25 protein-coding genes and 1 tRNA gene are annotated in these 25487 nt (G+C 49.5%); 13 read left to right on the top strand and 13 right to left on the bottom strand.

All coding sequences use genetic code 11. The features are described from left to right. A partial coding sequence (locus B5D58_RS08045) for an integrase core domain-containing protein (RefSeq protein WP_143779557.1) occupies positions 1-252 on the top strand: 252 nt, incomplete at its 5' end. A gap of 56 nt (positions 253-308) precedes the next feature. Here the strand turns inward: B5D58_RS08045 and B5D58_RS08040 are convergent. The 3 genes from B5D58_RS08040 to B5D58_RS08030 all read right to left on the bottom strand — a co-directional run bounded on the left by B5D58_RS08040 (position 309) and on the right by B5D58_RS08030 (position 2745). After that, positions 309-929, bottom strand: a complete 621-nt coding sequence (locus B5D58_RS08040) for a protein phosphatase CheZ (protein ID WP_011112461.1) — start codon at positions 927-929, stop codon at positions 309-311. 45 nt (positions 930-974) lie between these two features. Beyond that, positions 975-1370, bottom strand: a complete 396-nt coding sequence (gene cheY, locus B5D58_RS08035; protein WP_011112460.1) for a chemotaxis response regulator CheY — start codon at positions 1368-1370, stop codon at positions 975-977. Between the two features lie 445 nt (positions 1371-1815). Further along, complete coding sequence (locus tag B5D58_RS08030) at positions 1816-2745, bottom strand: LysR family transcriptional regulator (RefSeq protein ID WP_011112459.1); 930 nt, start codon at positions 2743-2745, stop codon at positions 1816-1818. Between the two features lie 194 nt (positions 2746-2939). Between B5D58_RS08030 and B5D58_RS08025 the strand changes: the two genes are divergently transcribed. The 5 genes from B5D58_RS08025 to B5D58_RS08005 all read left to right on the top strand — a co-directional run bounded on the left by B5D58_RS08025 (position 2940) and on the right by B5D58_RS08005 (position 8396). Further along, positions 2940-4361, top strand: coding sequence for a form I ribulose bisphosphate carboxylase large subunit (locus tag B5D58_RS08025; protein ID WP_011112458.1), 1422 nt, complete (start codon positions 2940-2942; stop codon positions 4359-4361). Between the two features lie 63 nt (positions 4362-4424). Further along, positions 4425-4781: a ribulose bisphosphate carboxylase small subunit gene (locus tag B5D58_RS08020; RefSeq protein ID WP_011112457.1), complete on the top strand. Its 357-nt coding sequence runs from the start codon at positions 4425-4427 to the stop codon at positions 4779-4781. 119 nt (positions 4782-4900) lie between these two features. Beyond that, positions 4901-5704 carry a CbbQ/NirQ/NorQ/GpvN family protein gene (locus tag B5D58_RS08015; protein WP_011112456.1) on the top strand — a complete coding sequence of 268 codons (804 nt, stop codon included), beginning with the start codon at positions 4901-4903 and terminating at the stop codon, positions 5702-5704. Positions 5705-5745: 41 nt separating this feature from the next. After that, positions 5746-8073: a nitric oxide reductase activation protein NorD gene (locus B5D58_RS08010; protein WP_011112455.1), complete on the top strand. Its 2328-nt coding sequence runs from the start codon at positions 5746-5748 to the stop codon at positions 8071-8073. A gap of 20 nt (positions 8074-8093) precedes the next feature. Then, entirely contained in the window at positions 8094-8396 is a 303-nt protein-coding gene (locus B5D58_RS08005; protein WP_011112454.1) for a hypothetical protein, read from the top strand. A 273-nt stretch (positions 8397-8669) separates the two neighbouring features. On the opposite strand, the gene B5D58_RS08000 is transcribed toward B5D58_RS08005, so the two are convergent. The 3 genes from B5D58_RS08000 to ispB all read right to left on the bottom strand — a co-directional run bounded on the left by B5D58_RS08000 (position 8670) and on the right by ispB (position 10807). After that, positions 8670-9095, bottom strand: a complete 426-nt coding sequence (locus B5D58_RS08000) for a hypothetical protein (protein ID WP_011112453.1) — start codon at positions 9093-9095, stop codon at positions 8670-8672. Between the two features lie 571 nt (positions 9096-9666). Next, positions 9667-9743 (bottom strand) — tRNA-Pro (locus tag B5D58_RS07990). Between the two features lie 95 nt (positions 9744-9838). Next, positions 9839-10807, bottom strand: a complete 969-nt coding sequence (gene ispB, locus B5D58_RS07985; RefSeq protein WP_011112452.1) for an octaprenyl diphosphate synthase — start codon at positions 10805-10807, stop codon at positions 9839-9841. Between the two features lie 186 nt (positions 10808-10993). Between ispB and hemA the strand changes: the two genes are divergently transcribed. From hemA to grxD, 4 genes are all read left to right on the top strand, one after another. Continuing rightward, positions 10994-12244 (top strand): glutamyl-tRNA reductase, encoded by a 1251-nt coding sequence (gene hemA, locus B5D58_RS07980; RefSeq protein ID WP_011112451.1) that lies wholly within the window; start codon positions 10994-10996, stop codon positions 12242-12244. Next, positions 12244-13323, top strand: a complete 1080-nt coding sequence (prfA, locus tag B5D58_RS07975) for a peptide chain release factor 1 (RefSeq protein WP_011112450.1) — start codon at positions 12244-12246, stop codon at positions 13321-13323. The genes hemA and prfA overlap by 1 nt, the downstream gene beginning before the upstream one ends. Beyond that, positions 13320-14189 carry a peptide chain release factor N(5)-glutamine methyltransferase gene (prmC, locus tag B5D58_RS07970; protein ID WP_011112449.1) on the top strand — a complete coding sequence of 290 codons (870 nt, stop codon included), beginning with the start codon at positions 13320-13322 and terminating at the stop codon, positions 14187-14189. Before prfA ends, prmC begins: the two co-directional genes overlap by 4 nt. Positions 14190-14352: 163 nt before the next feature. Then, complete coding sequence (gene grxD / locus B5D58_RS07965; protein WP_011112448.1) at positions 14353-14661, top strand: Grx4 family monothiol glutaredoxin; 309 nt, start codon at positions 14353-14355, stop codon at positions 14659-14661. A 33-nt stretch (positions 14662-14694) separates the two neighbouring features. Here the strand turns inward: grxD and B5D58_RS07960 are convergent, their stop codons facing one another. Further along, positions 14695-15114, bottom strand: coding sequence for a YqaA family protein (locus tag B5D58_RS07960; RefSeq protein WP_041356812.1), 420 nt, complete (start codon positions 15112-15114; stop codon positions 14695-14697). A 380-nt stretch (positions 15115-15494) separates the two neighbouring features. Here B5D58_RS07960 and B5D58_RS07955 point away from each other — a divergent pair, with 380 nt between their 5' ends. The 3 genes from B5D58_RS07955 to B5D58_RS07945 all read left to right on the top strand — a co-directional run bounded on the left by B5D58_RS07955 (position 15495) and on the right by B5D58_RS07945 (position 18785). Next, positions 15495-17345: a bifunctional diguanylate cyclase/phosphodiesterase gene (locus B5D58_RS07955; RefSeq protein ID WP_011112446.1), complete on the top strand. Its 1851-nt coding sequence runs from the start codon at positions 15495-15497 to the stop codon at positions 17343-17345. Positions 17346-17608: 263 nt separating this feature from the next. Further along, complete coding sequence (locus B5D58_RS07950; RefSeq protein ID WP_011112445.1) at positions 17609-18253, top strand: glutathione S-transferase family protein; 645 nt, start codon at positions 17609-17611, stop codon at positions 18251-18253. 247 nt (positions 18254-18500) lie between these two features. Next, positions 18501-18785, top strand: coding sequence for an Lpp/OprI family alanine-zipper lipoprotein (locus B5D58_RS07945; RefSeq protein ID WP_011112444.1), 285 nt, complete (start codon positions 18501-18503; stop codon positions 18783-18785). A gap of 243 nt (positions 18786-19028) precedes the next feature. On the opposite strand, the gene mnhG is transcribed toward B5D58_RS07945, so the two are convergent. The 6 genes from mnhG to B5D58_RS07915 are packed head-to-tail and all read right to left on the bottom strand — an operon-like array spanning position 19029 to position 25119. Next, positions 19029-19454, bottom strand: a complete 426-nt coding sequence (gene mnhG, locus B5D58_RS07940) for a monovalent cation/H(+) antiporter subunit G (protein WP_011112443.1) — start codon at positions 19452-19454, stop codon at positions 19029-19031. Then, positions 19451-19732 carry a K+/H+ antiporter subunit F gene (locus B5D58_RS07935; RefSeq protein ID WP_011112442.1) on the bottom strand — a complete coding sequence of 94 codons (282 nt, stop codon included), beginning with the start codon at positions 19730-19732 and terminating at the stop codon, positions 19451-19453. The genes mnhG and B5D58_RS07935 overlap by 4 nt, the downstream gene beginning before the upstream one ends. Then, a complete protein-coding gene (locus B5D58_RS07930) occupies positions 19729-20214 on the bottom strand; it encodes a Na+/H+ antiporter subunit E (protein WP_011112441.1) in 486 nt (161 codons plus the stop codon). Before B5D58_RS07930 ends, B5D58_RS07935 begins: the two co-directional genes overlap by 4 nt. After that, entirely contained in the window at positions 20211-21860 is a 1650-nt protein-coding gene (locus B5D58_RS07925; RefSeq protein WP_011112440.1) for a monovalent cation/H+ antiporter subunit D, read from the bottom strand. Before B5D58_RS07925 ends, B5D58_RS07930 begins: the two co-directional genes overlap by 4 nt. After that, positions 21857-22201, bottom strand: coding sequence for a Na+/H+ antiporter subunit C (locus tag B5D58_RS07920; RefSeq protein WP_011112439.1), 345 nt, complete (start codon positions 22199-22201; stop codon positions 21857-21859). Before B5D58_RS07920 ends, B5D58_RS07925 begins: the two co-directional genes overlap by 4 nt. Further along, on the bottom strand, positions 22201-25119 hold the full coding sequence (locus B5D58_RS07915) for a monovalent cation/H+ antiporter subunit A (RefSeq protein ID WP_011112438.1): 2919 nt from the start codon (positions 25117-25119) through the stop codon (positions 22201-22203). Before B5D58_RS07915 ends, B5D58_RS07920 begins: the two co-directional genes overlap by 1 nt. Between the last annotated feature and the right edge of the window lie 368 nt (positions 25120-25487).

The raw sequence follows: 25487 nt of genomic DNA, 5'->3' as shown, positions 1-25487 counted from the left end.
AATCATCCGCAGACCAACGGTATTTGCGAACGCTTTCACAAAACCATCTTGCAGGAGTTCTACCAGGTGACATTCCGGCGCAAGATTTACCAGTCCATTGAAGAGTTACAACACGATCTGGATGATTGGATGGCGTACTACAACAGTGTGCGGACTCACCAGGGAAAAATGTGCTGTGGACGCACCCCGATGCAAACTTTAATTGACGCTAAGGAGATATGGGACGATAAAATTACCGAATTGAATAACTGAATCTGATCTAACAGGCACTCGTCAAATCGGGTAACTGTCAGATCAGATCTCAACTACTACAGATTATCAGCCTGAGCTTGGTTGACATATACGTCATCCTGCTTTTGTGGATTGACGACTGGCCCGTTCAGTAAACCATTATCCAATTTAATCTCCTTTTCTTCGTTAGCTGAATCGTTTGCCAGTAGTTGCAGCATTTCTTGTTCAACTGTTTCAATCGTTCGGGAAATGTTCTGAATGACTTGGCCGGTCAGATCATGAAAGTTCTGTGCAATCATGATTTCCGTGAGGCAGGCTTGAGTAGAGGCTGCCTGACTGGAGACATTGTTCAGGAAATCGAGTGTTTGCTTGAGCGCATTATTCAGGGTCGGCTGATTGGCAATAATGGCTGCTGTCGTCTCTGGTATCTGGCACCATAATTTATGTAAATTAGCAGCATCTGCTGACAGGTTATTCAGGATGGGCCTGGCGTTTTCTACTGCTAGCAGAGAACATTCGGCAGCTTGTGTCGTTTTGCTGGCGATATAGTTCAACCCATCCTTACTGTTGGATATTCCATGGCTTGCCTGTCGCAAGCGCCAGTCATAGCCAAGCTCAGACAGGCAATTGTGCAACACCCGGGCAAGTTGTCCCGGGTGGTCGATGGTTTTTTTGTCAGTATCAAAGCTGTTATTCATTTTTAGTGGCCGATACTTGTTAGTTGGTTGAAAAGAGAGCGCAGCTTACGCGTGCACTGCCATATTCTGGAGAATTTTGTTCAGTTTCTCATCCAGGGTAGCCGCTGTAAAAGGCTTTACGATATATCCGCTTGCTCCGGCCTGGGCAGCAGCAATGATGTTTTCCTTTTTTGCCTCAGCGGTAACCATCAATACGGGTATATCTTTCAATGCATCATCTGCCCGGACGTTTTGTAGCATGGTCAGCCCGTCCATATTCGGCATATTCCAGTCGGAAACCACGAAATCAAAACCACCATCACGCAATTTTTTCAATGCCATGGCGCCATCTTCTGCTTCTTCGACATTGTTGAAACCAAGCTCTTTGAGCAGGTTGCGAATAATTCTGCGCATGGTTGAAAAATCGTCTACTACCAGAAATCTGAGATTTTTATCTGTCATTGCTTCATCTCCTTAAATATAGTTTTACCTTGTGCTCAAGTGTTCATGGCTGCTTTTTCTGTGAGGAGATCACGTTCCCTGCCAAGGCAAGAACACTCCCTTCACAAATCAAATATCAAACTTGCCTTTACCCGCGCTACTTGCTGAATCCAGAATCCGGCTTTGCAGTAAACGGTTTGCCAGATAGAAACTTGAGCGAATTTTTGATTATGTTGTCACGGCATTTTTGATTGGACAGTTGTTTTCCGCACAGACTGATTCCAACCGTCGATATCTAATATCTGTCAGTTGTGTGATCTGCGAGGCAGGATGACCGTATTCAGAGTGTTGCGTGCAGGGATGCATCCGGGGGGCTGGATATGTTGCAAGGTTAAGCAGCTGGAAGTCTTGGCTTGTTCATTTGATGAGAAATACTGCGGTTCGGGGGTTAATCGGCTTGTCTGGGTCATGTGGTATTGCGGTGCGGGTATTCGAGTGCTACGAGATCAGCCGCTTCATTCAGCAAAAATTGTTTGAACACACTGGAAATATTGGAGAGGCGTTTGTTCTTCTGGTGGACGACATTCCAGTACCTCATGATTGGAAGCCCCTGAATATCAAGAATCTTTAAACGCCCAGCTTCAAGCTCCAATCTGATGGTATGGAGTGACATGATTCCCAGCCCCATTCCGGCTTGTATGGCTTGTTTGATGGCTTCTGCAGTATCTGCTTCCATTCCTTTCTGGATACTGATTTTTTCGTGAGCAAAGAATCGCTCCATCGCGTTTCTCGTGCCGGAACCGGGTTCCCTGACTAGAAAAATTTCCTGCTCCAGTCGTTTGACCGGAATTTGTTTCTGGCCACAGAGAGGGTGTTCAGGGGGGGCGATGATGACCAGTGGATTTTCCATGAATGACTCGGAAGTAATATCCAGCCCCTCGGGTGGCTGACCCATAATTGCCAGATCCATGATATTGTCCGACAGCTGCTTGAGTACATTCTCGCGATTGGAAACATGCAGGCTAATGGTAATACCAGGGTAGCGCTGGCAAAATTTGGCCAGTAGGTTTGGCACGAAATAGTTGGCGGTACTAACCACCGAAATGCTCAATTTTCCTCGTTCCAGCCCCTTCAGCTCATCGAGTGCCAGTTCCATATCGGCCAGTTGTCGCGTAATACCCCGGCTGTAATGAAAAAGTTCCTTGCCGGCTTCGGTCAGATGGACGCGTTTGCCTATTTGTTCAAACAGGGGCAGTGCAACCATTTCTTCGAGCCGCTTGATCTGGATGGAAACTGCCGGCTGAGTCAAATGAAGTTCTTCTGCAGCATGTGTGAAATTGAGGAGACGTGCTACTGATTCGAAGATCTTCAGCTGATGTAAGGTGATATGCAGCATAATGAAGTCGATACGTAATCAGATATATGGATGTGTATAAACTCTATTATATAGTAACTATTATAATTATTAATTTTAACTTATGATTTTTGTCGTGATATAGTTGTTTCCGCAGTTTAGATTGATTTTTTAACGCTGTATGCCTGCCTTGGTTTCTGGTGATGAGGCGGGAATTTAACAAGGAGATTACGTAAATGTCAGCAAAGACTTATAACGCTGGTGTTAAAGAATACCGGCACACCTACTGGGAACCCCATTACAACGTTCAAGATACGGATATTCTGGCTTGCTTCAAAATCGTACCGCAACCTGGTGTGGATCGTGAGGAAGCAGCAGCTGCTGTAGCGGCAGAATCCTCAACCGGAACCTGGACTACGGTTTGGACCGATCTGCTGACAGATCTGGATTATTACAAAGGCCGTTCGTATCGCATTGAGGATGTTCCTGGTGATGACAGTAGTTTTTATGCATTCATTGCTTATCCAATCGATCTGTTTGAAGAAGGATCAGTGGTTAACGTACTGACTTCCCTGACTGGTAATGTGTTTGGATTCAAGGCTGTCAGATCGTTACGTCTGGAAGACGTTCGCTTCCCGATAGCTTATGTGAAAACCTGTGGTGGTCCACCTAATGGTATTCAGGTTGAACGCGATATTCTCAATAAGTATGGTCGCGCTTATCTGGGATGCACCATCAAACCGAAACTGGGTTTATCCGCCAAGAACTATGGCCGTGCCGTATATGAATGTCTGCGTGGTGGTCTTGACTTCACAAAAGATGATGAAAACGTCAACAGCCAACCATTCATGAGATGGCGTCAGCGTTTTGACTTTGTCATGGAAGCAATCCATAAGGCAGAACGTGAAACCGGTGAGCGTAAAGGTCATTATCTGAACGTAACTGCACCGACTCCGGAAGAAATGTTTAAACGTGCTGAATATGCCAAAGAGCTCAAAGCGCCTATCATCATGCATGACTATATTGCGGGTGGATTTTGTGCCAATACTGGCTTGGCTAACTGGTGTCGAGATAACGGCATTCTGTTGCACATTCACCGTGCAATGCACGCGGTAATCGACCGTAATCCTCATCATGGTATCCATTTCCGTGTTCTCGCAAAAATGTTGCGTCTGTCTGGTGGTGACCACCTCCACTCAGGTACCGTGGTCGGTAAGTTGGAAGGGGATCGTGAAGCAACACTGGGCTGGATTGATATCATGCGTGACAGCTTCATCAAGGAAGATCGCTCACGTGGCATCATGTTTGACCAGGATTGGGGCTCCATGCCGGGCGTCGTACCTGTCGCTTCTGGTGGTATTCATGTCTGGCACATGCCTGCACTGGTAACCATTTTTGGTGATGATGCCTGTCTGCAATTTGGTGGCGGTACTTTAGGTCACCCATGGGGTAACGCTGCTGGTGCTGCTGCTAATCGTGTGGCACTGGAAGCTTGTGTGGAAGCACGCAACCGTGGTGTACCAATCGAGAAAGAAGGAAAAGCCATCCTGACAGAGGCTGCAAAACACAGCCCCGAACTCAAGATTGCCATGGAAACATGGAAAGAAATCAAATTTGAGTTTGATACTGTAGATAAACTGGATGTAGCTCACAAGTAAAACCAACGACCTCCTCGTGTGTAAATACATCGGGGGGGATAATTACCTATATGGAGTTAATGCATGTCAGAAGTAATTGATTACAAAAGTCGTTTGAGCGATCCGGGCAGCCGTAAGTTTGAAACGTTTTCCTATCTGCCATCCCTGGATCAGGATCAGATCAGAAAACAGGTTGAATATATAGTGAAAAAAGGTTGGAATCCGGCTGTTGAGCACACTGAACCGGAGTTTCTGATGAGTAATTACTGGTATATGTGGAAGTTGCCAATGTTCGGGGAAACTGATGTAGATCGTATCCTTGCCGAAGCTGAGGCTTGCCATAAGGCCAATCCCAACAATCATGTGCGCTTGATAGGTTATAACAATTTTAACCAGAGTCAGGGAACCGCAATGGTGATTTACCGCGGAAAAACAGTCTGATAATCAATCTGAGTACGCAGTAAGGGATTTTTTGGATAACAAACCCCCCGTTGCTGCAAGGTGGCGGGGGGTTTACTTTGCCTAATAACTAAATAAATCGTACTTTAGCGGGAGAAAAAATGAGCGATGTTATCGAGCAGTATTTCGTTAAGAATGAGCCATATTACCGTCCGGTTGCGGATGAGGTGAAACTGTACGAAGCAGCCTATTCTGTTCGTATGCCCATGATGCTGAAAGGCCCTACCGGATGCGGAAAAACTCGCTTTGTCGAGTACATGGCATGGAAACTGGGCAAACCATTGATTACCGTAGCATGCAACGAAGATATGACGGCTTCTGATCTAGTCGGTCGGTTTCTGCTTGATGCACAAGGCACCCGCTGGCAGGATGGCCCATTGACCACCGCTGCGCGTTATGGCGCAATCTGTTATCTGGATGAGGTGGTCGAAGCGCGGCAGGATACAACCGTGGTGATTCACCCGCTGACGGATAATCGCAGAGTTCTGCCGCTGGAAAAGAAAGGGGAACTGGTTGGCGCGCACCCCGATTTTCAACTGGTGATTTCATACAATCCGGGTTATCAGAGCCTGATGAAAGATCTGAAGCAGTCCACCAAGCAGCGTTTTGGTGCACTGGACTTCAACTATCCTCAGCATGATATTGAAACCGAGATCGTTTCGCATGAGACGGGGATAGACTCGGCAATCGCTGACAAACTGGTTTCCATTGCAGAGCGGGCGCGTAATCTTAAAGGTCATGGGCTGGATGAAGGAATTTCAACACGTATGCTGATCTATGCCGGTAACCTGATCGCCAAAGGTGTAGATGTTCATGCAGCTTGTCGTATGGCGCTGGTTCGTCCGATTACTGACGATCCGGATATGCGTGATGCACTCGATGCTGCGGTAACGACTTTTTTCTGAGAATTTAACTTATCCGGTATTAACTTTCTTCAGGGTGCACCATGAGTTTGAATCTGACAGATTATAGTGAATTGCTGGAATCACTGCAGGCCGAGTCCAGGTCATTGCTTGAGAATACCTGGTCTGATGCGATCAGGACGCTTTCTCCGCGCGGGATAGATAATTATTTGAAGGGTGCTTCTGCTCTGCAGGGGCTTGGGCGCGGTCGTACTTTGGTGGATGTCTGGATCAATGAGATTCCTCTGGTAGTAAAAGAAGTCGGTGACGATGTTGTCAGTGATCTGGCAACGACCTGTCTGATGTTGTCATCCAAAACTTCGGGTGCTGTGATAGAAATAATCATTGCTACCTCTGTTACAGCCGCCAGCAGACTGGGCGATCCGGAGTTGTTCCGCAATTACCTGCAATTTCTGAATACATTTACAGCGCAGGCTCCCAGGGGGGTCCGTCCTATGCTGGATAACCTCGAGGTGCTGTTCAGCCAGCTTACTCTGGGGGGGTTGCGGCGCTGGGCGTTATGGGGCGCGCATGCTCACCGGACGGATTACGAAGCACAACTTCAGTATTTCAGTTTGAGTTCCAAAGAATCCCATGCAGTACTCAGAAAGGAGCGTAAGGGAACACTGTTCGTTGATATTCAGCGGCGTATCAATATTTATCTGCGTGCGTTATGGGCGCGTGATTTTTATATGCGGCCAACATCAGGTGACTTTGAGAATCGTGAAGGCTATCGTCCGTTCATCGAGGATTACATCATCCATCTGCCTGATGCCTATGATAATTACGGTGATATTGCTGCCAGTGAAGTTTATCGTGCAGCGGCTGCGCATGCAGCAGCACATCTGGTGGAAACAAAAAAACCGATCTCTGCCGAGTCGCTGAATCCGTTACAGATGGCAGTCATTTCAGTGATTGAGGATGCGCGGGTGGAAGCCTTGTCCATTCGTCGTTTTCCGGGGTTGCAACATACCTGGTCGGCATTGCATATCGCAACAGCTGACATGAATACGACGATAGGCGATTATCTCAATCGACTTGCGCGTGCCTTGATTGATCCCGATTACAGCGATCCGGATGAATGGGTGATTCAGGGACGGTTGCTGTTTTCCCAAGTGCAGGATCGTTTGACTGATAATCAGATATGCTGGGATATCGGGGTGCAGCTTGCTCATGAAATCATGGCAAAGAAGATACCGTTCAACCCAAGAACGGATGTGCTGACAGCACTTTACCGGGATGATAACCGCTATTTCTGGGAGTTCGAGGAATTTGATTTCGAGCGATCCATTGCCGCCGGTTATGAACCACTCAAACAAGTGCGCAAGCATGTGAGTGTCATGGAATTCATTAACGAGCTCGATGTCGAGACCGCCGGGGATGATGCCCAGGAAATATGGGTGCTGGGAACAGAATTGTTTCCTTACGAAGATTATGGCGTTTCCTACAACACGCTGGAAGGAAAAGAGCCGGTTGCTTCACCTTTCCACTATGCGGAGTGGGACTACCAGATTCAGCTGGAGCGACCAGCATGGTCAACTGTTCAGGAAAAGCGTGCCAAGCCGGGAGATATTCAGATCATCGATGAGATTGCTGCCCAATATAAACGGGAAATTCATCGCATGAAATTCCTGCTGGATGCAATGCAGCCGCAAGGGGTGCAAAGGATTCGTAAACTGGAAGATGGTGATGAAATCGATATCAATGCGGCGATTTCTTCGCTCGTTGATATCCGTATGGGACAGCATCCGGATCCGCGTGTCATGATGCGTGCGGTACGCAAGGTAAGAGATATATCGGTAATGGTACTGCTGGATTTGTCAGAATCCACCAATAATCAGGTAAATGGCCAGGAGTTTACGGTACTGGATCTGACCAGGCAGGCTACCGTGTTACTGGCAGATGCCATTAACCGGATTGGTGATCCTTTCGCGATACATGGTTTCTGTTCAGATGGCCGGCATGACGTCGAATACTACCGGTTCAAGGATTTTGACCAGCCTTACAATGAAGTTCCCAAAATGAGGCTGGCGGGGATGACCGGTCAGCTTTCTACGCGCATGGGGGCGGCCATACGTCATGCAAGCCACTTCCTGAAACTGCAGCGTGCTGCCAAGAAGCTGTTGCTCGTGATTACAGATGGGGAGCCGGCAGATGTTGACGTGCGTGACCCGCAATATCTGCGGTTCGATACCAAGAAGGCTGTAGAAGAAGCCGGTCGTTCAGGCATACTGACGTATTGTATGAGTCTCGATCCTCGTGCAGATCAATATGTATCCAGGATATTTGGAATGCGAAACTATATGGTAGTGGATCATGTTGAGCGATTGCCAGAGAAGCTGCCAATGCTGTATGCTGGGTTGACACGTTAAGGCTGCTTACAGGTAGGTTTATGAGCGAACAAGTTTATTCGGGAGTCGATCAGGATGAGGATGGAGGGTTGACTCCGTTGGGACGTATCGTGATCGATGCATGGGTTTTTGGTATCCTACCCGAGAGTGAGATGTGTACGGGCTGGAGTATGTCTCAAATGCAAAATCTCTATGAGGAGGTCTATGCTGCATGGGGACCTTATGCACATCTTCCCAGCCGCTTGCCACCGGAATTGCAGCAACGTCATTCTTTTTTCTATTCACAGAGAATAACCGTTGCAAAAAATAATGGCTGGGATACTGATCTCAGCGACGAATCCTGATCAGGATATTTTTCTGGTTCTATCAGGGTTGATTCAGGCAGTAGTACCCGTCTTTACCCTATCCTCCGCCAGTAAAAACTGGCACGACACCTCGTAATAAACCACCTTCGGGTGGTTTATTCTTTTCCTGAATATATTCATTGCGGGTATTTCTGTCATAAAAACAGGCTCGAGTGCTCACTGTATCCGGCGGCTATACTGAATAAGATCGGCTCAGAGTGCTTTTTGTGAATTGCAGGTCCTCTCTATGAGGTTGTCCTGCATTCACTCTCGTTACTGCTTGGGATTCTCTGCCGGAGGCTTCTGCCGGAATGAGATTACCTTCGCCAGTTTGTGGGGAGCTTGCTTCGCCATCATGGCACTCAAAGCAAGTGGAAATTCGATTTGCAGGCGCTGCATGATGTCTGTCTGATCTTCCCGGTAAAAGACAGCGTCATATTCTATTGGCTGATTAAGTGCTTCACGTTCGTGCGAGTGAAAATTCTGCCAGGCAATATCGATCCAGCATTTACGTTGACTGTCGACAAACACGAACTCTTCAGCATCGACGATGGCCATATATTGCATGCTGCGGATGGGTATGAATAATTGCTTTGTTTCACAGCGAGCAAGTAGCTTGATAGCCAGGTTGTAAGTGGTCGCCGGCAGGGTTCGTTTTTCCCGTCTGATTTCAGGATCGCGATAGCAGGTAATTTCCATTTCCAATATCCTCCAGTCAAATGGTTTGATAACAGTCACCTTGTTTCGGGAAAGTGACATTTCTTCAGCGGATATTGCGGGAATTCTGGATGCGTCGATAAACCACCGGCAGCTTCTGTGTCGTTTTACCGGGCTCTGATCCCATATCCGTCTGTCTACGGAAGGTGGCCAGGGTGAGAAGTTTCCAAATACAACTTCAGCACCTTATAATTTGATATTTGTCAAACTCTCAAAAAGATTGTAACGCTATTCCGGGTAGACCGGTAGAAACTTGCTGCACGAAATAAACCGGATATTGGCGCCAGATCCGGGATCGAGAGCATTATTTACGCAACAGGAAAATAGGTTTTGTGCGGCAGATGCTTCTGGTTTGATTCCTGCGTGATCTGTACTGTTGCGATCACGTTGCTCCCGGTCCGAATGATAATCGTGTCCCATAGGATGGCGTATCGGAGTTGTGAGATGCCTGGTACCGGGGGAAGAGCGATTCAGGGAAGAATCTGCTTGTTTCAGATGGCTTTTAGCCGATATGAAAACCTTGAGCAGAAAATATGAGGTTATCCGGATGATCTGGTCGGGGTGAGAGGATTTGAACCTCCGGCTCCTGCGTCCCGAACGCAGTACTCTACCAGGCTGAGCTACACCCCGAATGAAATGATTTAATGAGAATTGGTGTTTACAAGAAAGTATCCGGTATTGTTAAAATTGGTGGCAGCCAAAGCCGATAATTTCAGTAAATGCTGCTAATAATTTCTTGTAATTGCAAATTCTGCCAATTCTAGCAAACATTGCTTGTAGATAGAATCACGGATTGCAGTGATTGCCGAAATGGCCATATTGGCTTCGTTCTGGGCACATTGCTTTGCGTAATCGAGTGCACCACTTTCCTGAATGATTTTGAGTATTGGTTCAAACCCATCCTTCCCACCGGTTTCAATGGCATGGCGCACGGTATCTACCTGTTCAGGTATGCCTGAGCGCATGGCAAATATCAGCGGCAGGGTCGGTTTTCCTTCCGCCAGATCATCTCCCAGATTCTTGCCCGTATCCTGATCGTTCCCTGAGTAATCCAGCAAATCATCCACCAGCTGGAATGCAGTACCGAGGTGCATGCCATAGGCTGCCAATGCTTCCTCTTCGGCCGGAGTGGCTCCTCCCAGTATCGCTCCCAATCGAGCAGCAGCTTCAAAAAGTTTGGCAGTTTTGAAACGGATGACCTGTAGGTAGTTTTCTTCTTCCACATCCGGATCACGACAGTTGAGTAACTGGAGCACTTCACCCTCGGCGATGGTATTGGTCGCATCGGCCAGCACCTCCATGACCCGCATGTTGCCTACTTCCACCATCATCTGAAAAGCGCGCGAGTAGAGAAAATCCCCTACTAATACACTAGCGGCATTGCCAAATAAAGCATTGGCGGTGGCCTGGTTGCGGCGTAATTCGGATTCATCCACCACGTCATCGTGCAGGAGTGTCGCGGTGTGAATGAATTCGACGACCGCAGCCAGGTTGTGATGGTGCAAGCCTTTGTAATCGAACAATCCTGCAGCCAGGATGACCAATGCCGGCCGCAGTCTTTTACCGCCGCTGTGAATGATATATTCACTTACCTGTCGGACCAGTGCAACCTGAGAATGAAGCTTTTGCTGGATAACATTATCAACCTCTCCCATATCTTTGGCGATAACATTTCTGATTGACTCGATTGACACAATGACTCCTTGAAGAAACTGCTATGGTAGAAATGTCGCTGCCTGGGTGTCAAGCTGGATTCCCGCAGATGGAGCAGCCGAGATGTATGTCGTACAGCGTGTGGTCATGGAACTTCCATTGATTGAGGCGGTACAACTTCCGCTATAATTGACCCATTTTGAATTGGCGTCATCGGGATACTTTTCATGCAACTTTTTGCTTTTGGTGTCAACCATCATACTGCACCTTTAGACATACGCGAGCATGTAGCTTTTTCGGAAGAGTCGATGCAGCATGCGCTGCATGATCTGGTAGGTCACCAGCTCGTCAAGGAGGCGGCTATTGTCTCAACGTGTAATCGTACTGAGATATATTGTAATACCGATACGCCGGATAAGGCAGTCGGCTGGCTGGCTGATTTTCACCACCTTCGGTTCGGGGATCTGGAGCCTTATCTCTACAGATTGTTGCGGGAACAGGCGGTCAAGCACGCCTTCCGTGTCGCCAGTGGGCTGGATTCCATGGTTTTGGGTGAGCCGCAGATACTGGGACAGATGAAGAATGCCGTAAAATCTGCTGAACAGGCGGGAACCTTGGGACTGTTGTTGCACAAAATGTTTCAGCGCACATTTTTTGTCGCCAAGGAAGTACGTACTTCTACAGAAATAGGTGCTTGTTCTGTTTCGATGGCAGCCGCGTCGGCACGCCTGGCTGAGAGAATTTTCGGCAATATCAGTGAGCAGAAAGTGTTGTTCATCGGTGCAGGTGAAATGATCGAATTGTGTGCCGCCCATTTCGTTGCCAGACATCCTGTGCATGTAACTGTTGCCAATCGCACGGTAGAGCGGGCAGAGGCGCTGGCCCGGCGCTTCAATGCTCATCCTATCTCCCTGGGTGAGCTGCCGGATCAGTTGGCGTTGCATGATATTGTCGTTACTTCTACGGCAAGTCCGTTGCCGATACTTGGAAAAGGGATGCTGGAACGGGCGATCAAGCAGCGTAAACATCGACCGGTTTTCATCGTTGATCTGGCCGTGCCGCGGGATGTTGAAGCGGAAGTGGCCGAATTGGATGATGTGTTTCTGTATTACGTGGATGATCTGGCCGATATTGTCAAAGAGGGGTTGGATAATCGTCAGGGTGCGGTGACTCAGGCTGAGACGATTATTGAATCCAATGTCGTCGATTTCATGCACTGGGTTGCCACGCGGCAAAGTGTCCCAACCATTCGGGCACTGCGTAATCAGGCAGAGCGATATCGCCGACATGAGCTGGCCCGTGCACACAAACTGCTGGCAAAAGGAGAAGATCCTGAAAAGGTATTGGAATCACTCAGCAGTGGATTGACCAATAAATTCCTCCATCTTCCTTCTTCTGTTCTGAATCATGCGACTGATGATGAACGTGAACAGCTTATCGAACTCGTCAACCGGCTGTACCAGTTGCATCACTCTTAATGAACAAGGGAATTATCGATCAGCTCACCCGGCTGAGTATGCGGCTGGGGGAACTGGACAAGCTATTGAGTACCGAAAAAATCACAGCGGATCTGGATAATTACCGGAAGCTTTCGCGTGAACGGGCAGAAATCGAACCAGTAACCGAGCTGTATCGCACCTACCAACAGGTCGAACAGGATTTGGCAACAGCCAGGGAAATGAGTTCAGATCCACAGTTTCGTGACTTTGCCGAAGCCGAAATCGAGGCAGACAGGCGGAAACTCACAAATATCGAAACCGAAATACTCAGGCAGTTGTTGCCTAAGGACCCGAATGACGAGCGCAATATTTTTCTGGAAATACGGGCAGGTACGGGAGGAGATGAGTCCGCCCTGTTTGCGGGCGATCTGTTTCGCATGTACAGTCGCTATGCGGAGCGGGAAGGATGGCAGGTGGAAGTCGTTTCACAGAATCCTTCCGAGGTAGGCGGGTACAAGGAAATCATTGTCCGAATCATTGGCCACGGTGCTTATTCCAGACTCAAGTTCGAGTCGGGCGGACATCGTGTACAGCGTGTTCCGGCGACTGAAACACAGGGACGTGTACATACTTCGACCTGTACCGTTGCGGTTCTGCCGGAAGCAGATGAAATTGCCGATATCACTCTGAATCCGGCTGATTTGAGGATCGATACCTTTCGTGCTTCCGGGGCTGGAGGACAGCACATCAACAAAACGGATTCGGCTGTGCGGATTACCCATTTGCCGACGGGAATCGTGGCTGAATGCCAGGAGGGGCGCTCCCAGCATAAAAACAAGGCGCAGGCGATGAGTGTTCTGATTGCCCGTATCCTTGACAAACAGGTACGTGCGCAGCAGGCTGAACAGGCAGCTACTCGAAAATCGCTCGTGGGAAGTGGTGAACGTTCAGAGCGCATTCGTACCTATAATTTCCCGCAGGGCAGAATTACTGATCACAGGATCAATCTCACACTCTATAAAATCGAGCAGATTATCGATGGCGAGCTGGATGAACTATGTTCCGCCCTGGCTGCCGAGCACCAAGCCGCCCAACTGGCTGCCATGACAGAGAAATGAGGGGAAACGATTTGCTTGTTCCGGCACGGGAGAGCCCGGATGCATCCGTTACAATCGGTGAGCTTTTGCAGAGAGCTGCAAATGTCGTTGATCGCGTCGATGCACGTTGGATATTACAAAGTGTATTGAACACAGATGCGGCTTTCCTGATCGCGCATGCTGAACAGTTACTCAGTACGGATCAGGTTGCCCATTTCCGGCAAATGCTTGCAAGGCGCATAGCCGGGGAGCCGGTTGCATACCTGACAGGAGAAAGGGGATTTTACGATCTGGTATTTGAAGTGACGCCCGATGTATTGATTCCACGCCCTGAAACGGAGCTGCTGGTGGAGATGGCATTATCGAAAATACCATCTGACAGGAAATGTAATGTTCTCGACCTGGGAACCGGGAGTGGAGCTATCGCGATTACCCTCGCCAGGCATCGCGCCAGTACCTGTGTGACGGCGGTCGATTTTTCTCCCGGAGCAATGGCAGTCGCCCGCAGGAATGCCAGAATGCACGCTGTAAAAAATGTGGTATTCATCGAGGCTGACTGGTTTTCCAGTTTTACCAGCGAAAAATTTGATGTGATCGTAGCCAATCCCCCCTATGTCGCTGCAGGAGATCCGCATTTAGAGGAAGGGGATCTGCGTTTCGAACCGTTGACTGCACTGGTGGCTCAGGATAACGGTCTGGATTGTATTCGTACAATCATTGCGCAAGCTCCGGGCTATCTTGAACCATCCGGATGGTTGATGCTGGAACATGGCTATGACCAGGCTGATGTCTGTCGCGAATTACTGGCTAAAGCTGGTTTTACCCACTTGTTTACCCGACCGGATATTGCCGGTACAGACAGGGTAACTGGTGGGCAGTATGAATGAGTCTCGATAAGAATTTGTGACATGATTTGTGAATTGTTATGAATACATAAACTCAAATGAATAAATGAAAGGAAAGAAGTTTTTGTATGAGATGAGTCAGTTGGAATATCGGTTGGTTATGAAATATATGACTGCTTTGTAAAATTCAAGGAGAAGATAAAATATGGATGTCGTTGATTCTATTGAGAAACAAGTATCGTCACACCCGGTGGTTTTATATATGAAAGGTACGCCGCAGCAACCACAGTGTGGTTTTTCCGCCAACGCGATACGGATATTGAATGCTTGCGGGGTTGAGGATTTTTTTGCAGTAAATGTGCTGGCTGACCCGGAAATACGTCAGGGCATCAAGGATTATTCCAGCTGGCCTACGATTCCCCAGTTGTATGTCAACGGGGAATTTATCGGTGGGTCGGACATCATGTCCGAAATGTATCAGAATGGAGAATTGCAGAAGCTGTTTGAGAAATGATCGGGCAATGAGCCGATCCGTGTACCAATTGTACTAACTGATTGCTAAAGCAATTACCCAGTATCTTGCAAATTTACCTGCAGCAATGAAAAGTGCTGCTGAGGCCCAGTGGATCCGCAACCATCCGGCGGCTACGCACAATATGTCGCCGATCAGTGGCAGCCAGGACAGAAATAACACGGGTGCCCCATGGCGGCGTATCCACTCCAGCCCGTGAACATGGCGACCAATCTTCTCTGACAGCGCCTGTTCGTCGGGCAGCAAACGACCAATCACATAAGAACTCATTCCCCCCAGCGTATTACCGAGCGTGGCGATGTTCAATGCTGGCCAGAACAGATCGGGATAAGCAACCAGCACCCCAGCCAGCACAGCTTCAGATCCTCCCGGTAGTAACGTTGCCGCAAGAAAACTGCTGGTAAAAAGTGCCAGCAGACTGGCATTCTCATTCATAGGAATAGTGTCAATTTTCTGGTAACAGTAGGTGAATCGGAGGGTAGTTCGAAGATGTCCGCAAATCATTGTATTTATACACTGCGGTAGTGTAGCACTGTGGACGCTACTACTTTATTCCGGTGATGTCATGCCGGAAGGGAATTGACGCTCCTGTGACTGCATCTCCTGTCATGCTGTCATGTAGATACGACAGATATGGGAAATTCCACGTTACGCAGAAATCATCATCCCATGGCTCATGAATTACACAAGTTTATAAAGGTTTCATATATTTGTCCGTTTTACCTTCAGTGATCGAAATAATACAAAAATGAAATTATCCTAAACCAGCCGGCAACATTTAGAGCCCCGGGGTATTCAAGCAAAAAGGAAAACTGGTGAAACTGATTATTGCTAGATATGCAATCCGGGTTGCGCGTTTTACTGCCCGTGGCGGGAACTTTATTCCAGAAGGCGGAAAAATCAAGGGGAGAGGGCTAAACAGTATCCCGATCCGATTTACGCTGATGGCTCTGGTGTTTACGGCGTTGTGTACATTTCTGCAATACCACTATGTACTCCCGTTAATAGAATCCGGAACATCTGACAGTATAGTCGTTGTGGCAATTCTGCTGAGTATCTCCCTGCCTGCGGCAATTACGTATTTTGCCGCAAATAAGCTGACAAATACCATACGTGAGCTCAACAAGAGTACCGATGCCATAGCAGCGGGAGATTTCGATAGACCGGTCGATGTGGATTGTGCCTGTGAAGTCGGTAGCCTCGCTGACAGTTTTCGTGCAATGGTGAATCGCCTCAATTCCAATATCGTGCGGATCAATACACTGGCGTATACGGATGCTGTGACAGGATTGCCCAATCGGGCCGTGGTCAGCCATGTTCTGGATCTTGCCGCGAGAATGCGGGGGAGTGCGGATTGCAAGGGTGCGCTGATGTTTATCGATCTCGATGGGTTTAAGCGCATCAATGACACATTGGGCCATGAGGGAGGGGATGAACTGCTGCGTCAGGTAAGTCGGAGGGTCATCGAAAAGGGATTTAATCTGACACGTGGCCAGATTGAAAATTGTACGACAGCATTTGGTGAGTTACGCCAAACTTGTCCTGAAAAACTTGTTTTCGCTCGCTTTGCCGGAGATGAGTTCGTGGCAATCATGCCGGGAGAATTTCATCGACGCGTACTCGAGAAATACGCTGCGGATATTCTCAAAGCAGTGAACGAACCTTTCCTGGTCAGCGACAATGAACTGAGGATTGGTGCCAGTATCGGTATTGCCCGGGTGACCTCGGACTCGGATGATCCGAGGCAGCTTCTGATCAACGCCGATATAGCTATGTACTCGGCAAAAGAATCCGGTAAAAACCAATATCGGTTTTTTGATGAATCACTCAAGAATATTGCAGTTGAACGCAGCCAGATTGAGGCCGATCTGCGCAAGGCGATTGAAGAGGATATGCTGGACATGCATTATCAGCCCAAGCTGAATGCCCAGACCTTGCAGGTTACGGGTGTCGAGGCTCTGGTGCGCTGGAAACATCCGCAAAAAGGGGCGATACCACCAGCCAGATTTGTCGGAATAGCTGAACAATGCGGATTGATGCCAGCACTTGGCACGAATATCCTGCGTATGGTTGCCAGGCAGGCACGCGCGTGGCAGGAGGTAGGGATGCCGATGCCCATTGCGGTGAATGTTTCTGCAGTACAGTTCGAGCGTTCCGGCATAGCAAATGAAATTCTCGCTATTCTTGAACAACACGCAGTTGACCCGCTACTTATCGAGATCGAACTTACTGAATCAATGATCATGTCTGATTTTGCGACGGCAAAATCGCGCCTGGAACAACTGCGGGAGGCTGGTGCACAAATTTCAATTGATGATTTTGGTACGGGTTACTCCAATTTGTACCAGCTTTCACATCTGCCGTTCAACGTTCTGAAGATTGATAAATCCCTGGTAGACGATATCGGCAAGAATTCAAAATCTGAAGCGATCGTTACTGCCATTGTCCAGATGGTACATTCGCTGGGGCACAGGGTGGTGGCAGAGGGTGTCGAGACGCATGAACAATATGCTTTCCTCAGAAAAGCGAGGTGTGATCAGGTACAGGGTTATCTGTTCGGTCGTCCCATGCCTGCACACGAGCTGATAGAATGGGTCAGTGACCATGCTTCAGATAATGGCTCCATGAATAATACCCTGATTGAGAAAGTCTCCAGAGTGGCTTGAGGCACGTGCAGGGTAGCAGTTGTATTTATCCATGTGCTGACTGGCCACGTTTCTCGATCGTACTTCCATGTCGTGTATTCTGATTGCATAATTGTGGAACAGGAAAGTAATGATGCCTGTCGTAAGCGAGGACGGTTGTGAGAGGTTCGGGTTGGGTGGAACTGTGCTTGCGGATTATGCTCATGCGAATAAAAACAAACGTGGCTTCGTCAGCCGGTTTTTACGCTCGCTATCCTCTATTTGTGCAATAACGGAGTTGATTCATGCTGATTTATGATGCGCACAGTCCTGCGCCGCGTTGTTTACGAATGTTCCTGCTGGAGAAACAGTTACAACTGTCAGCAGTGACAGTGGACGTCATGACTGGAGAAAATCGGCAGCCGGCGTATCTGGCTGTCAATCCGGCAGGACAAACCCCGGCGTTGCGTCTGGATGATGGTAGTACGCTAACAGAAGCCGTTGCCATTGCAGAATATCTGGAAGAGCTTCATCCCTTACCGGCGCTGATCGGCAATACACCCGAACAGCGCGCACAAACCCGACAATGGTGGCGACGGGTGGAACTCAATATTACCGAATTTATTCATAATGCATACCATTATGCGGAAGGGTTGGCTCGGTTTGAGCCCCGTATCCCGGTGTTGCCCGAAGCGGCTGACGGATTGAAGCGTGTGGCGCAGGATCGACTGCGCTGGCTGGATGGTATGTTCGGAACAGGGCCGTATCTGTGTGGTGAACGTTTTACTGCTGCTGATATCTGGCTTTATGTATGGCTGGATTTTGGTGTAGCGGTCAATCAGCCGTTCGACCGCGATTTGCCAAAAATCGGCCCCTGGTTTGAACGTATCGCGGCACGGCCTAGTGCCGAACTGAGCAGGGTACTGCTGAAAGTTGACGGGAACGACTAATTGCCCCGAGTGCAAGAAAAATGTAACTGTATGTCATATTTGTATGTGATTTCTGATTTCATTGAAAATAAGAAAGTCTTTTATGGGTTATGGCGTTTGTCCAGCCGATCAATAGGCCACATTCAGGTTTTTATTGCATTTGATTTATATTGCAATGTGTTATAAATCGGGTTAGGTTATGTACGTTTTTCTTGAAATAGTGGGTGAAAGTGTGAAGTGATGTTTTTTTATTAAGGAGATAGATGAAATGAACAAGAAAAGAATGGTAACGATGTTTGTATTGGTGGGTGCTTGTGCTGGTTTGTCCGCTTGTGCAACGACCGGGGAGGTTGAAGCACTCAAATCGCGTGTCGATGCACTGGAATCCAATGTTTCTGCAACGAAATCAGATGCAGCTGCTGCCAGAGCAGCCGCCAATGATGCGGTCAATATCGCTAATCAGGCAATGGATAAGGCCAATGAGGCCAATGCACGCTCGATTGATACCGAAACCAAAATTGATCGCATGTTCAAACGTGCAATGCACAAATAAGCCAGTTGTTTCGTGATTACTCCGGGTTCCCCTGTTTCATTTGCGATCGAAGTTCGTTTTCTGATCCGGATGAAGCAAGGTGGGATCCGGGGTAGTTTAAGCAGTTATTCCAATCAATCTTCCTGATGCTCGCAAGTTGAGCAATTCAACACATTCTTCTTCATCCGTGCATCATTCCTGCAGCTGAATTCCCTCACACACTGCAAGGTCTCATTGACCGTTTCCTGGTTTGTCTGCCATGGATTACTTTTGCTCTTCACCAGCATTTTTGTGAGTAGCCATAGAATCCTGTTCCAGTTCTGATGCCTGGGGCAGGTTTCTGAGCGGATGCAGTGGAGGGACATCGCGATTATTTTCCGTGCGATCGCGGTAAAGTGCGGCGCGACTTAGCAATATCAGTGTTACTGGTGTAGTTGCCATTACGAATACACCAATCAGCAGTTGATGCAGAACGAGCTGTGATTCCACGACACTGAAGTAAATCACCGAAGCGATGGCGATACCGGCTGTTCCCCAGCTTGTTCCGAGAGTCGGTGCGTGAATACGGTCGTAGAAACTGCGTAAGTGGTAAAGTCCGAATGAACCGACCAGTGTCAATCCGGCACCGATCAGCAGAAAAAGGGCAATGAGCAATGTGGCCCATATCGGCAGGTCAGCAGCATGATTCATTCGATTACCTCCCCGCGCATCAGAAATTTAGCCAATGCCACGGTTGCCACAAAACCCAGCGCACCAATGATCAGGGAAATTTCAAAATACAGTGAATTACCGGTGCGTATGCCAAAAACGAGCATCAGCAGCATCGAGTTATTGTAGAGTGTATCCAGCCCCAGCACTCTGTCCTGAGCACGCGGTCCGCTGATCATGCGGGCCAGTGCCAGTACCATGGCAATTCCCAGAGCAATTTGTGCCGTGGTAACGGCCCAGAAAAGAATAGTGGCACTCATTCAAATATCTCCTGTAACAGGTATTCATAGCGATTCTTGATCAGATTCAACCAGGCGGTCTCATCAACCAGATCAAAAACATGCAGTATCAGGATATTACGTGCAGAGTTGTAGTCGATCCAGGCCGTGCCGGGGGTACCCGTTATGATGATGGCCAGAATGGCCAGTCCCATGGGGTCGCGCAGATCGAGCGGAATGGTCATGAAACCGGATTTCCCGACTTTTCTACCCCCATGCAGAATGATTCCGGCTACGGCGATGTTGGAACGCACGATATCGTAAAACACGATGGCAAAGAGTCTGGGCAGTAAATCCCAGCGCCGGAGTCGTGGTTTTGCCGGGTGCAGCGCGGCCAGTCCCCAGGTGGCGATAATTGCAGTGAGGGTGCCAAGCAGAAACTGGCCGACTGAGAAACCGGCCAGCATCAGCCATGTGATGATCAGTAAGATGATCAGCAACGGGTATGGGAACAATCTGTTCATTCTGTCGTTTCCATCGGCTGTGGTAATACCGCACTCTGTGTCTTCATGACCCCTTCAATGTATGGCCGTGGTGCGTGCAGGCTGTTTGCGGTTGCTTCCATGAAACGCATCACCGGTCCCGCCTGTATGGTCAGTACGAGTGTCATGCACAGCAAGGCGGCAACCGGTACGATTTCGATCAGCAGTACCCGTGGCAGTGCCGTATCTACCGGGGGTGCCCAGAAAGTACGTATGCCGGAGCGGCTCATGGCGATCAGGGTAGCCAGCCCGGAAAAAATGAGCAGCGCCAGGAACCACCAGAGAGTGGCGGGAATGAAGTGCATCTGCCCTGATTCACCGGGACTGAACAGGGCGTTGAGGATGACAAATTTGGCAATGAAACCCGAAAGGGGCGGCAAACCGGCCAGCAGAATGGTGCAAGCGGCAAAGCATGTGCCCAGCACGGCAATCGTTCTTGGAATGGCCACTCCGATGATTTCCTCGTTTTCCGTTTCTTCATCGTCATAACCGAATGCTTCCATGGTAACGGCCAGAACGCTTGCTGCCATATTCTGCCCTCTTTCAACCAGTTCGATGAGCATGAACAGTGCGCTGATCGCCAGTGTGGAGCTGGCGAGATAAAACAGGGCACCGGCAGTTACTTCGGTTTGTACCAGACCGATGCTTGCCAGCAGTGTACCGGATGAGATCAGCACTGAAAAACCGGCAAACCGTCCCGGTGTCTGTGAAGCAAGTACCCCGACAGTGCCAAAGCTGATCGTCGCCAGACCGCCATAAAGCAGTATCTGTGCTCCCAGACTTTCCGGAAAACCAGGGTCACTCCCGAAAAACAGCAGTGACAGACGCAGCAGCACATAAATGCCGACTTTACTCATGATGGCAAAAATGGCTGCTGACGGCGCTGGTGCTGCGGCGTAGGTCGTGGGCAACCAGAAATTCAATGGCCACATACCTGCCTTGATGAGAAAGGCCACACTCAGAATGGCTGCCCCAGATTCCAGCATCGTGCGGTTTGCCTCATTGATTTGCGGGATACGTATGGCCAGATCGGCCATGTTGAGCGTGCCGGTAACGCTGTAAATCAGAGCTACTCCGATCAGAAACAGCAGTGAAGCGACAAGGTTGATGGCAATGTAGTGTAACCCCGCCTTCACCCGCAATAATCCTGATCCGTGTAATACCAGACCGTAGGATGCTGCCAGCATAACTTCAAAGAATACGAAGAGATTGAACAGATCTCCGGTCAGGAATGCGCCATTCAACCCCATCAGCAGCAACAGAAACAGGGTATGAAAATGGACACCGGCCTTGTGCCAGCGCCCGAGTGAAAATACCAGAGAAGGTAGAGCGAGCATCGCGGTCAGAACCAGCATCATCGATGACAGGCGATCCAGCACCAGGTTGATGGCAAATGGGGGTGGCCAGTTACCCAGCAGGTAGACCGCGATCCTGTCTTCATTCGCACTGTTATCCGTATGCACAATGCACAGAAGCAGGATCGATATCACCAGCAATACAATGGTGGATAGAACGGATACGAAGGCTTTGACGTGCCGTGCACGATCATCGAGAAAAAGCAGCAGCACTCCGGCGATGAATGGAATCAGAACCGGTGCAATGACAAGGTGTTCCGGAGATAAATTCATCGGTCGGGTTCCTTGCCATCAACATGATCGGTGCCCGTCAGACCGCGTGAGGCAAGCAGGACAACCAGAAAGAGTGCCGTCGTGGCAAAACCGATGACAATGGCTGTCAGTACCAGTGCCTGAGGTATCGGATCGGCAAATGTTGTCGGATCAATTTGAGCACCTGCCTGCGTGACCGGCGGTTTGTCTGTCACCAGCCGTCCCATGCTGAAAATGAACAGGTTGACGGCATAAGAGACCAGTCCCAGCCCGATGATGACCTGGTAGGTGCGAGGACGCAGCAGCAGCCATACACCTGATCCAACCAGTATGCCGATACCGAGAGACAGAACCAGCTCCATTAATCTTCCTCCCCGGTTTTTTCAGTGTCTGCGGAGCGCGTGCGATAGCTGCGGAGGGATTGATGGGCTATTGCAATCAGCATCAGTGCGGTTGCACCGACAACCAGTAACAGGACACCCAGATCGAAAAACAGCGCTGTGGCGACAGGTAATTCTCCGATCAATGGTATTTCCAGATGATCGAAATGAGAGGTCAGGAAGGGGAATCCAAACAGCCATGATCCCACCCCGGTCAGCACTGCCAGCAGTAAACCAGAGCCAATCCAGCGAACCGGCCGGATATAGAGACGGTCTTCTACCCAACGGGTTCCACTGGCGAGGTACTGCAACAGGATGCCGATAGCCAGTGTGATACCGGCAGCAAACCCGCCGCCTGGCAGATCATGGCCGCGCAGAAAGAAATAAACCGCCAGCAGAATGATGAACGGGAACATCCACTGCATGACGATTGAAGGTACCATCAGATAGTCGTGCACGGTTTCTCCAATGCTGCGGTCAGGATGATTGTCATCAAAAGCATTCTGCCTGCGCTGCTGCTCGGGAATATCGATACTGTCCGGTGCAGGCCGGAAACGCCGCAGCAGTGCGTAAACGGTAAGTGCCACGATGCCCAGTACGGTGATTTCACCAAAGGTATCAAAACCACGAAAATCGACCAGGATGACATTGACGACATTGTTACCCCCTCCTTCCGAATGAGCTCGCTCCAGAAAAAATCGGGCGATCGAATCGGACAATGGTGCATTGGTCATTGCTTTATAGGCTATCAGTGCCATTCCCCCTCCGCAGCCGACAGCCAGCATCAAATCCCGGAATCTGCGTGTCCAGGCAACCGGTGTCGAAGCATTGTCGATTTGTGCCACTCTTTTCGGCAGCCAGCGCAGCCCCAGCAGGATCAGAACGGTAGTGACGATTTCTACCAGTAACTGCGTCACCGCCAGATCAGGTGCGGAAAACCAGACAAAGGTGATACAGGTGACGAGGCCTGCTCCTCCCATCAGGATCAGTGCAGCCAGACGATGATATTTGGCCTGATAAGCGGCACCAAGTGCACAGGCGACGCCGATTCCCCAGAGTATTGCAAAAACAGGGTCGATTCCAGTCAGTATCGGCGAACTGAAATCGATACCTGCTCCAAAGAACGGCCAACTGCCGGCAATCAAGGCAGTCAGCATGACCAGAAACAGTTGCGGCTGGAGACGGTGTGTACCAAAAGACTCTTCCAGCCAGCGTGCCCATCGCCACGAGAGCGTAACCAGCATCCTGTCAAAAATATGCTGACCTTTGAGATGACTCAGACCAGGCGGGCCATCTTCACATCGGGCAAGATAATTTTTCAGGGCCAGATAGAGCAACACTCCGCCGATGAGCGCAGTCACACTCATGATCAGCGGAGTATTGATGCCATGCCATATGGCCAGACTGTATTGCGGGGTGTGTTCACCCAGTACCGAGGTCACGGCAGTATGCAGATAAGGGCCGACAGTCATGCCCGGAATGATGCCGACAATGAGACAGGCCAGCACCAGAAACTCGATTGGCAATCGCATCCAGTGTGGAGGTTCATGGGGTTCGCGCGGGAGATCCCGTGCTTTTTCACCGAAAAAGACGGTATGGATGAAACGTACGGAATAGGTCACGGCAAAGGCACCTGCAATCGTTGCGACATAGGGAAGCATGCCATCCAGTACAGAACCGGAATGTTGCCCGAGTGTTTCGGCAAAAAACATTTCTTTCGAAAGGAATCCATTGAGGAGCGGTACACCTGCCATGGCAGCACTGGCCACCATGGCGAGCGTGGCCGTGATCGGCATGTAGCTGAACAACCCGCTCAGTTTGCGCATATCCCGTGTTCCGGCTTCATGATCGATAATGCCGGCAGCCATGAACAGGGATGCCTTGAAAGTAGCGTGATTCATCATGTGAAAAATCGCTGCTACAGCGGCCAGTGGACTGCCGAGGCTCAGTAGTGTGGTAATCAGGCCGAGATGGCTGATGGTCGAATAGGCCAGCAATCCCTTGAGATCCTGTTGGAAAATGGCGAAGTAAGCGCTGAGCAGCAGCGTACTCATGCCAGCCAGCCCGAGTATGAAAAACCATTCATCAGTACCGGACAATACCGGCCACAGCCGGGTGAGCAGAAACACACCTGCCTTTACCATCGTGGCTGAATGCAGATAGGCGGATACCGGTGTGGGGGCAGTCATTGCGTTGGGCAGCCAGAAATGGAAAGGAAACTGCGCACTTTTGGTCAGTGCCCCCAACAGGATGAGTACCAGTGCAGGAACGTACAGCGCATGCTCCCGGATTCTGTCGCCTGCTGCCAGAACGCTGTCGAGGTCATAGCTGCCGACGATGTGACCGACGAGAATCAGCCCGGCAAGCAGGCAAAGCCCACCGGTTCCTGTGATGATCAGCGACATGCGCGCTCCTTCGCGTGCTGCCGCATTGTGATGCCAGTAGCCGATCAGCAGAAATGAAAAGATGCTGGTGAGCTCCCAGAAAATGGCCAGCAGAATCAGGTTGCCCGCGATGACCATCCCCTGCATGGCACCGGCGAAAGCCAGCAGAAAGGAGAAAAAACGCGGAACCGGGTCTCTGGGGGACATGTAGTAACGTGCATAAAGCACCACTAGAAACCCGATGCCGGTAATCAGCATCGAGAACATCCACGCGAAACCATCCATCCTGAGTGTAAAGTTCAGGCCAGATCCGGGCAACCATTCGATTTCATTACGAAGAGCTTCTCCTTCGGAAATGAATGGATAAAGGCCGGCAGCGATGATAAACGCCGCGATCATTACGCTACCCGCCAGCCACGCTTCCGTATTACGGGCATTGGCCGGCAGTATTGCAGCCAATGCGCTGCCGGCGAAAGGTAACGCTATCAGAAAATACAGGAGATCCTCGCTGTTCATCCTCAGAAAAATAATGTAAATGGTATTGCCGGAGATGCCGGCAGAATTAAATCAGATGATCGACACCAGTGATTGCACCGGGCTGATATCCGACAGGGTAACAGTTCGCAGTTGCCGGAAATATGTATCAGGCATACTTCGGAAACCCGTTGATCCCGATCCGGGCACAGGTTCCGTGATGAGTTGCAAATTGCTGGAAATTATACTGTCGATAATCCGGCGGTACCCGCCGGATTAAAAATGATTTCCCGGTCTGATTCTATTTTTGTCCGGTCAGTCCGGTAATAGTAACAAATCTCAAATGTTGCTGCACGGGCGAAAAAGATTACTTCAGGGAACCTCTGATCAACCGGAACAGTCTGCCTGAT

Source organism: Nitrosomonas europaea (assembly GCF_900167395.1).
In the GTDB taxonomy this organism is placed as follows: domain Bacteria; phylum Pseudomonadota; class Gammaproteobacteria; order Burkholderiales; family Nitrosomonadaceae; genus Nitrosomonas; species Nitrosomonas europaea.
The sequence above is the reverse complement of the archived record's forward strand: the minus strand, read 5'-3'. Positions and strand labels throughout refer to the sequence as shown.

What these genes read in the sequence shown, in the direction of transcription:
- B5D58_RS08040 (WP_011112461.1), bottom strand. Translation starts at nt 929, where the DNA reads ATGAATAACAGCTTTGATACTGACAAAAAAACCATCGACCACCCGGGA.
- cheY (WP_011112460.1), bottom strand. Translation starts at nt 1,370, where the DNA reads ATGACAGATAAAAATCTCAGATTTCTGGTAGTAGACGATTTTTCAACC.
- B5D58_RS08030 (WP_011112459.1), bottom strand. Translation starts at nt 2,745, where the DNA reads ATGCTGCATATCACCTTACATCAGCTGAAGATCTTCGAATCAGTAGCA.
- B5D58_RS08025 (WP_011112458.1), top strand. Translation starts at nt 2,940, where the DNA reads ATGTCAGCAAAGACTTATAACGCTGGTGTTAAAGAATACCGGCACACC.
- B5D58_RS08020 (WP_011112457.1), top strand. Translation starts at nt 4,425, where the DNA reads ATGTCAGAAGTAATTGATTACAAAAGTCGTTTGAGCGATCCGGGCAGC.
- B5D58_RS08015 (WP_011112456.1), top strand. Translation starts at nt 4,901, where the DNA reads ATGAGCGATGTTATCGAGCAGTATTTCGTTAAGAATGAGCCATATTAC.
- B5D58_RS08010 (WP_011112455.1), top strand. Translation starts at nt 5,746, where the DNA reads ATGAGTTTGAATCTGACAGATTATAGTGAATTGCTGGAATCACTGCAG.
- B5D58_RS08005 (WP_011112454.1), top strand. Translation starts at nt 8,094, where the DNA reads ATGAGCGAACAAGTTTATTCGGGAGTCGATCAGGATGAGGATGGAGGG.
- B5D58_RS08000 (WP_011112453.1), bottom strand. Translation starts at nt 9,095, where the DNA reads ATGGAAATTACCTGCTATCGCGATCCTGAAATCAGACGGGAAAAACGA.
- hemA (WP_011112451.1), top strand. Translation starts at nt 10,994, where the DNA reads ATGCAACTTTTTGCTTTTGGTGTCAACCATCATACTGCACCTTTAGAC.
- prfA (WP_011112450.1), top strand. Translation starts at nt 12,244, where the DNA reads ATGAACAAGGGAATTATCGATCAGCTCACCCGGCTGAGTATGCGGCTG.
- prmC (WP_011112449.1), top strand. Translation starts at nt 13,320, where the DNA reads ATGAGGGGAAACGATTTGCTTGTTCCGGCACGGGAGAGCCCGGATGCA.
- grxD (WP_011112448.1), top strand. Translation starts at nt 14,353, where the DNA reads ATGGATGTCGTTGATTCTATTGAGAAACAAGTATCGTCACACCCGGTG.
- B5D58_RS07960 (WP_041356812.1), bottom strand. Translation starts at nt 15,114, where the DNA reads ATGAATGAGAATGCCAGTCTGCTGGCACTTTTTACCAGCAGTTTTCTT.
- B5D58_RS07950 (WP_011112445.1), top strand. Translation starts at nt 17,609, where the DNA reads ATGCTGATTTATGATGCGCACAGTCCTGCGCCGCGTTGTTTACGAATG.
- B5D58_RS07945 (WP_011112444.1), top strand. Translation starts at nt 18,501, where the DNA reads ATGAACAAGAAAAGAATGGTAACGATGTTTGTATTGGTGGGTGCTTGT.
- mnhG (WP_011112443.1), bottom strand. Translation starts at nt 19,454, where the DNA reads ATGAATCATGCTGCTGACCTGCCGATATGGGCCACATTGCTCATTGCC.
- B5D58_RS07935 (WP_011112442.1), bottom strand. Translation starts at nt 19,732, where the DNA reads ATGAGTGCCACTATTCTTTTCTGGGCCGTTACCACGGCACAAATTGCT.
- B5D58_RS07930 (WP_011112441.1), bottom strand. Translation starts at nt 20,214, where the DNA reads ATGAACAGATTGTTCCCATACCCGTTGCTGATCATCTTACTGATCATC.
- B5D58_RS07925 (WP_011112440.1), bottom strand. Translation starts at nt 21,860, where the DNA reads ATGAATTTATCTCCGGAACACCTTGTCATTGCACCGGTTCTGATTCCA.
- B5D58_RS07920 (WP_011112439.1), bottom strand. Translation starts at nt 22,201, where the DNA reads ATGGAGCTGGTTCTGTCTCTCGGTATCGGCATACTGGTTGGATCAGGT.
- B5D58_RS07915 (WP_011112438.1), bottom strand. Translation starts at nt 25,119, where the DNA reads ATGAACAGCGAGGATCTCCTGTATTTTCTGATAGCGTTACCTTTCGCC.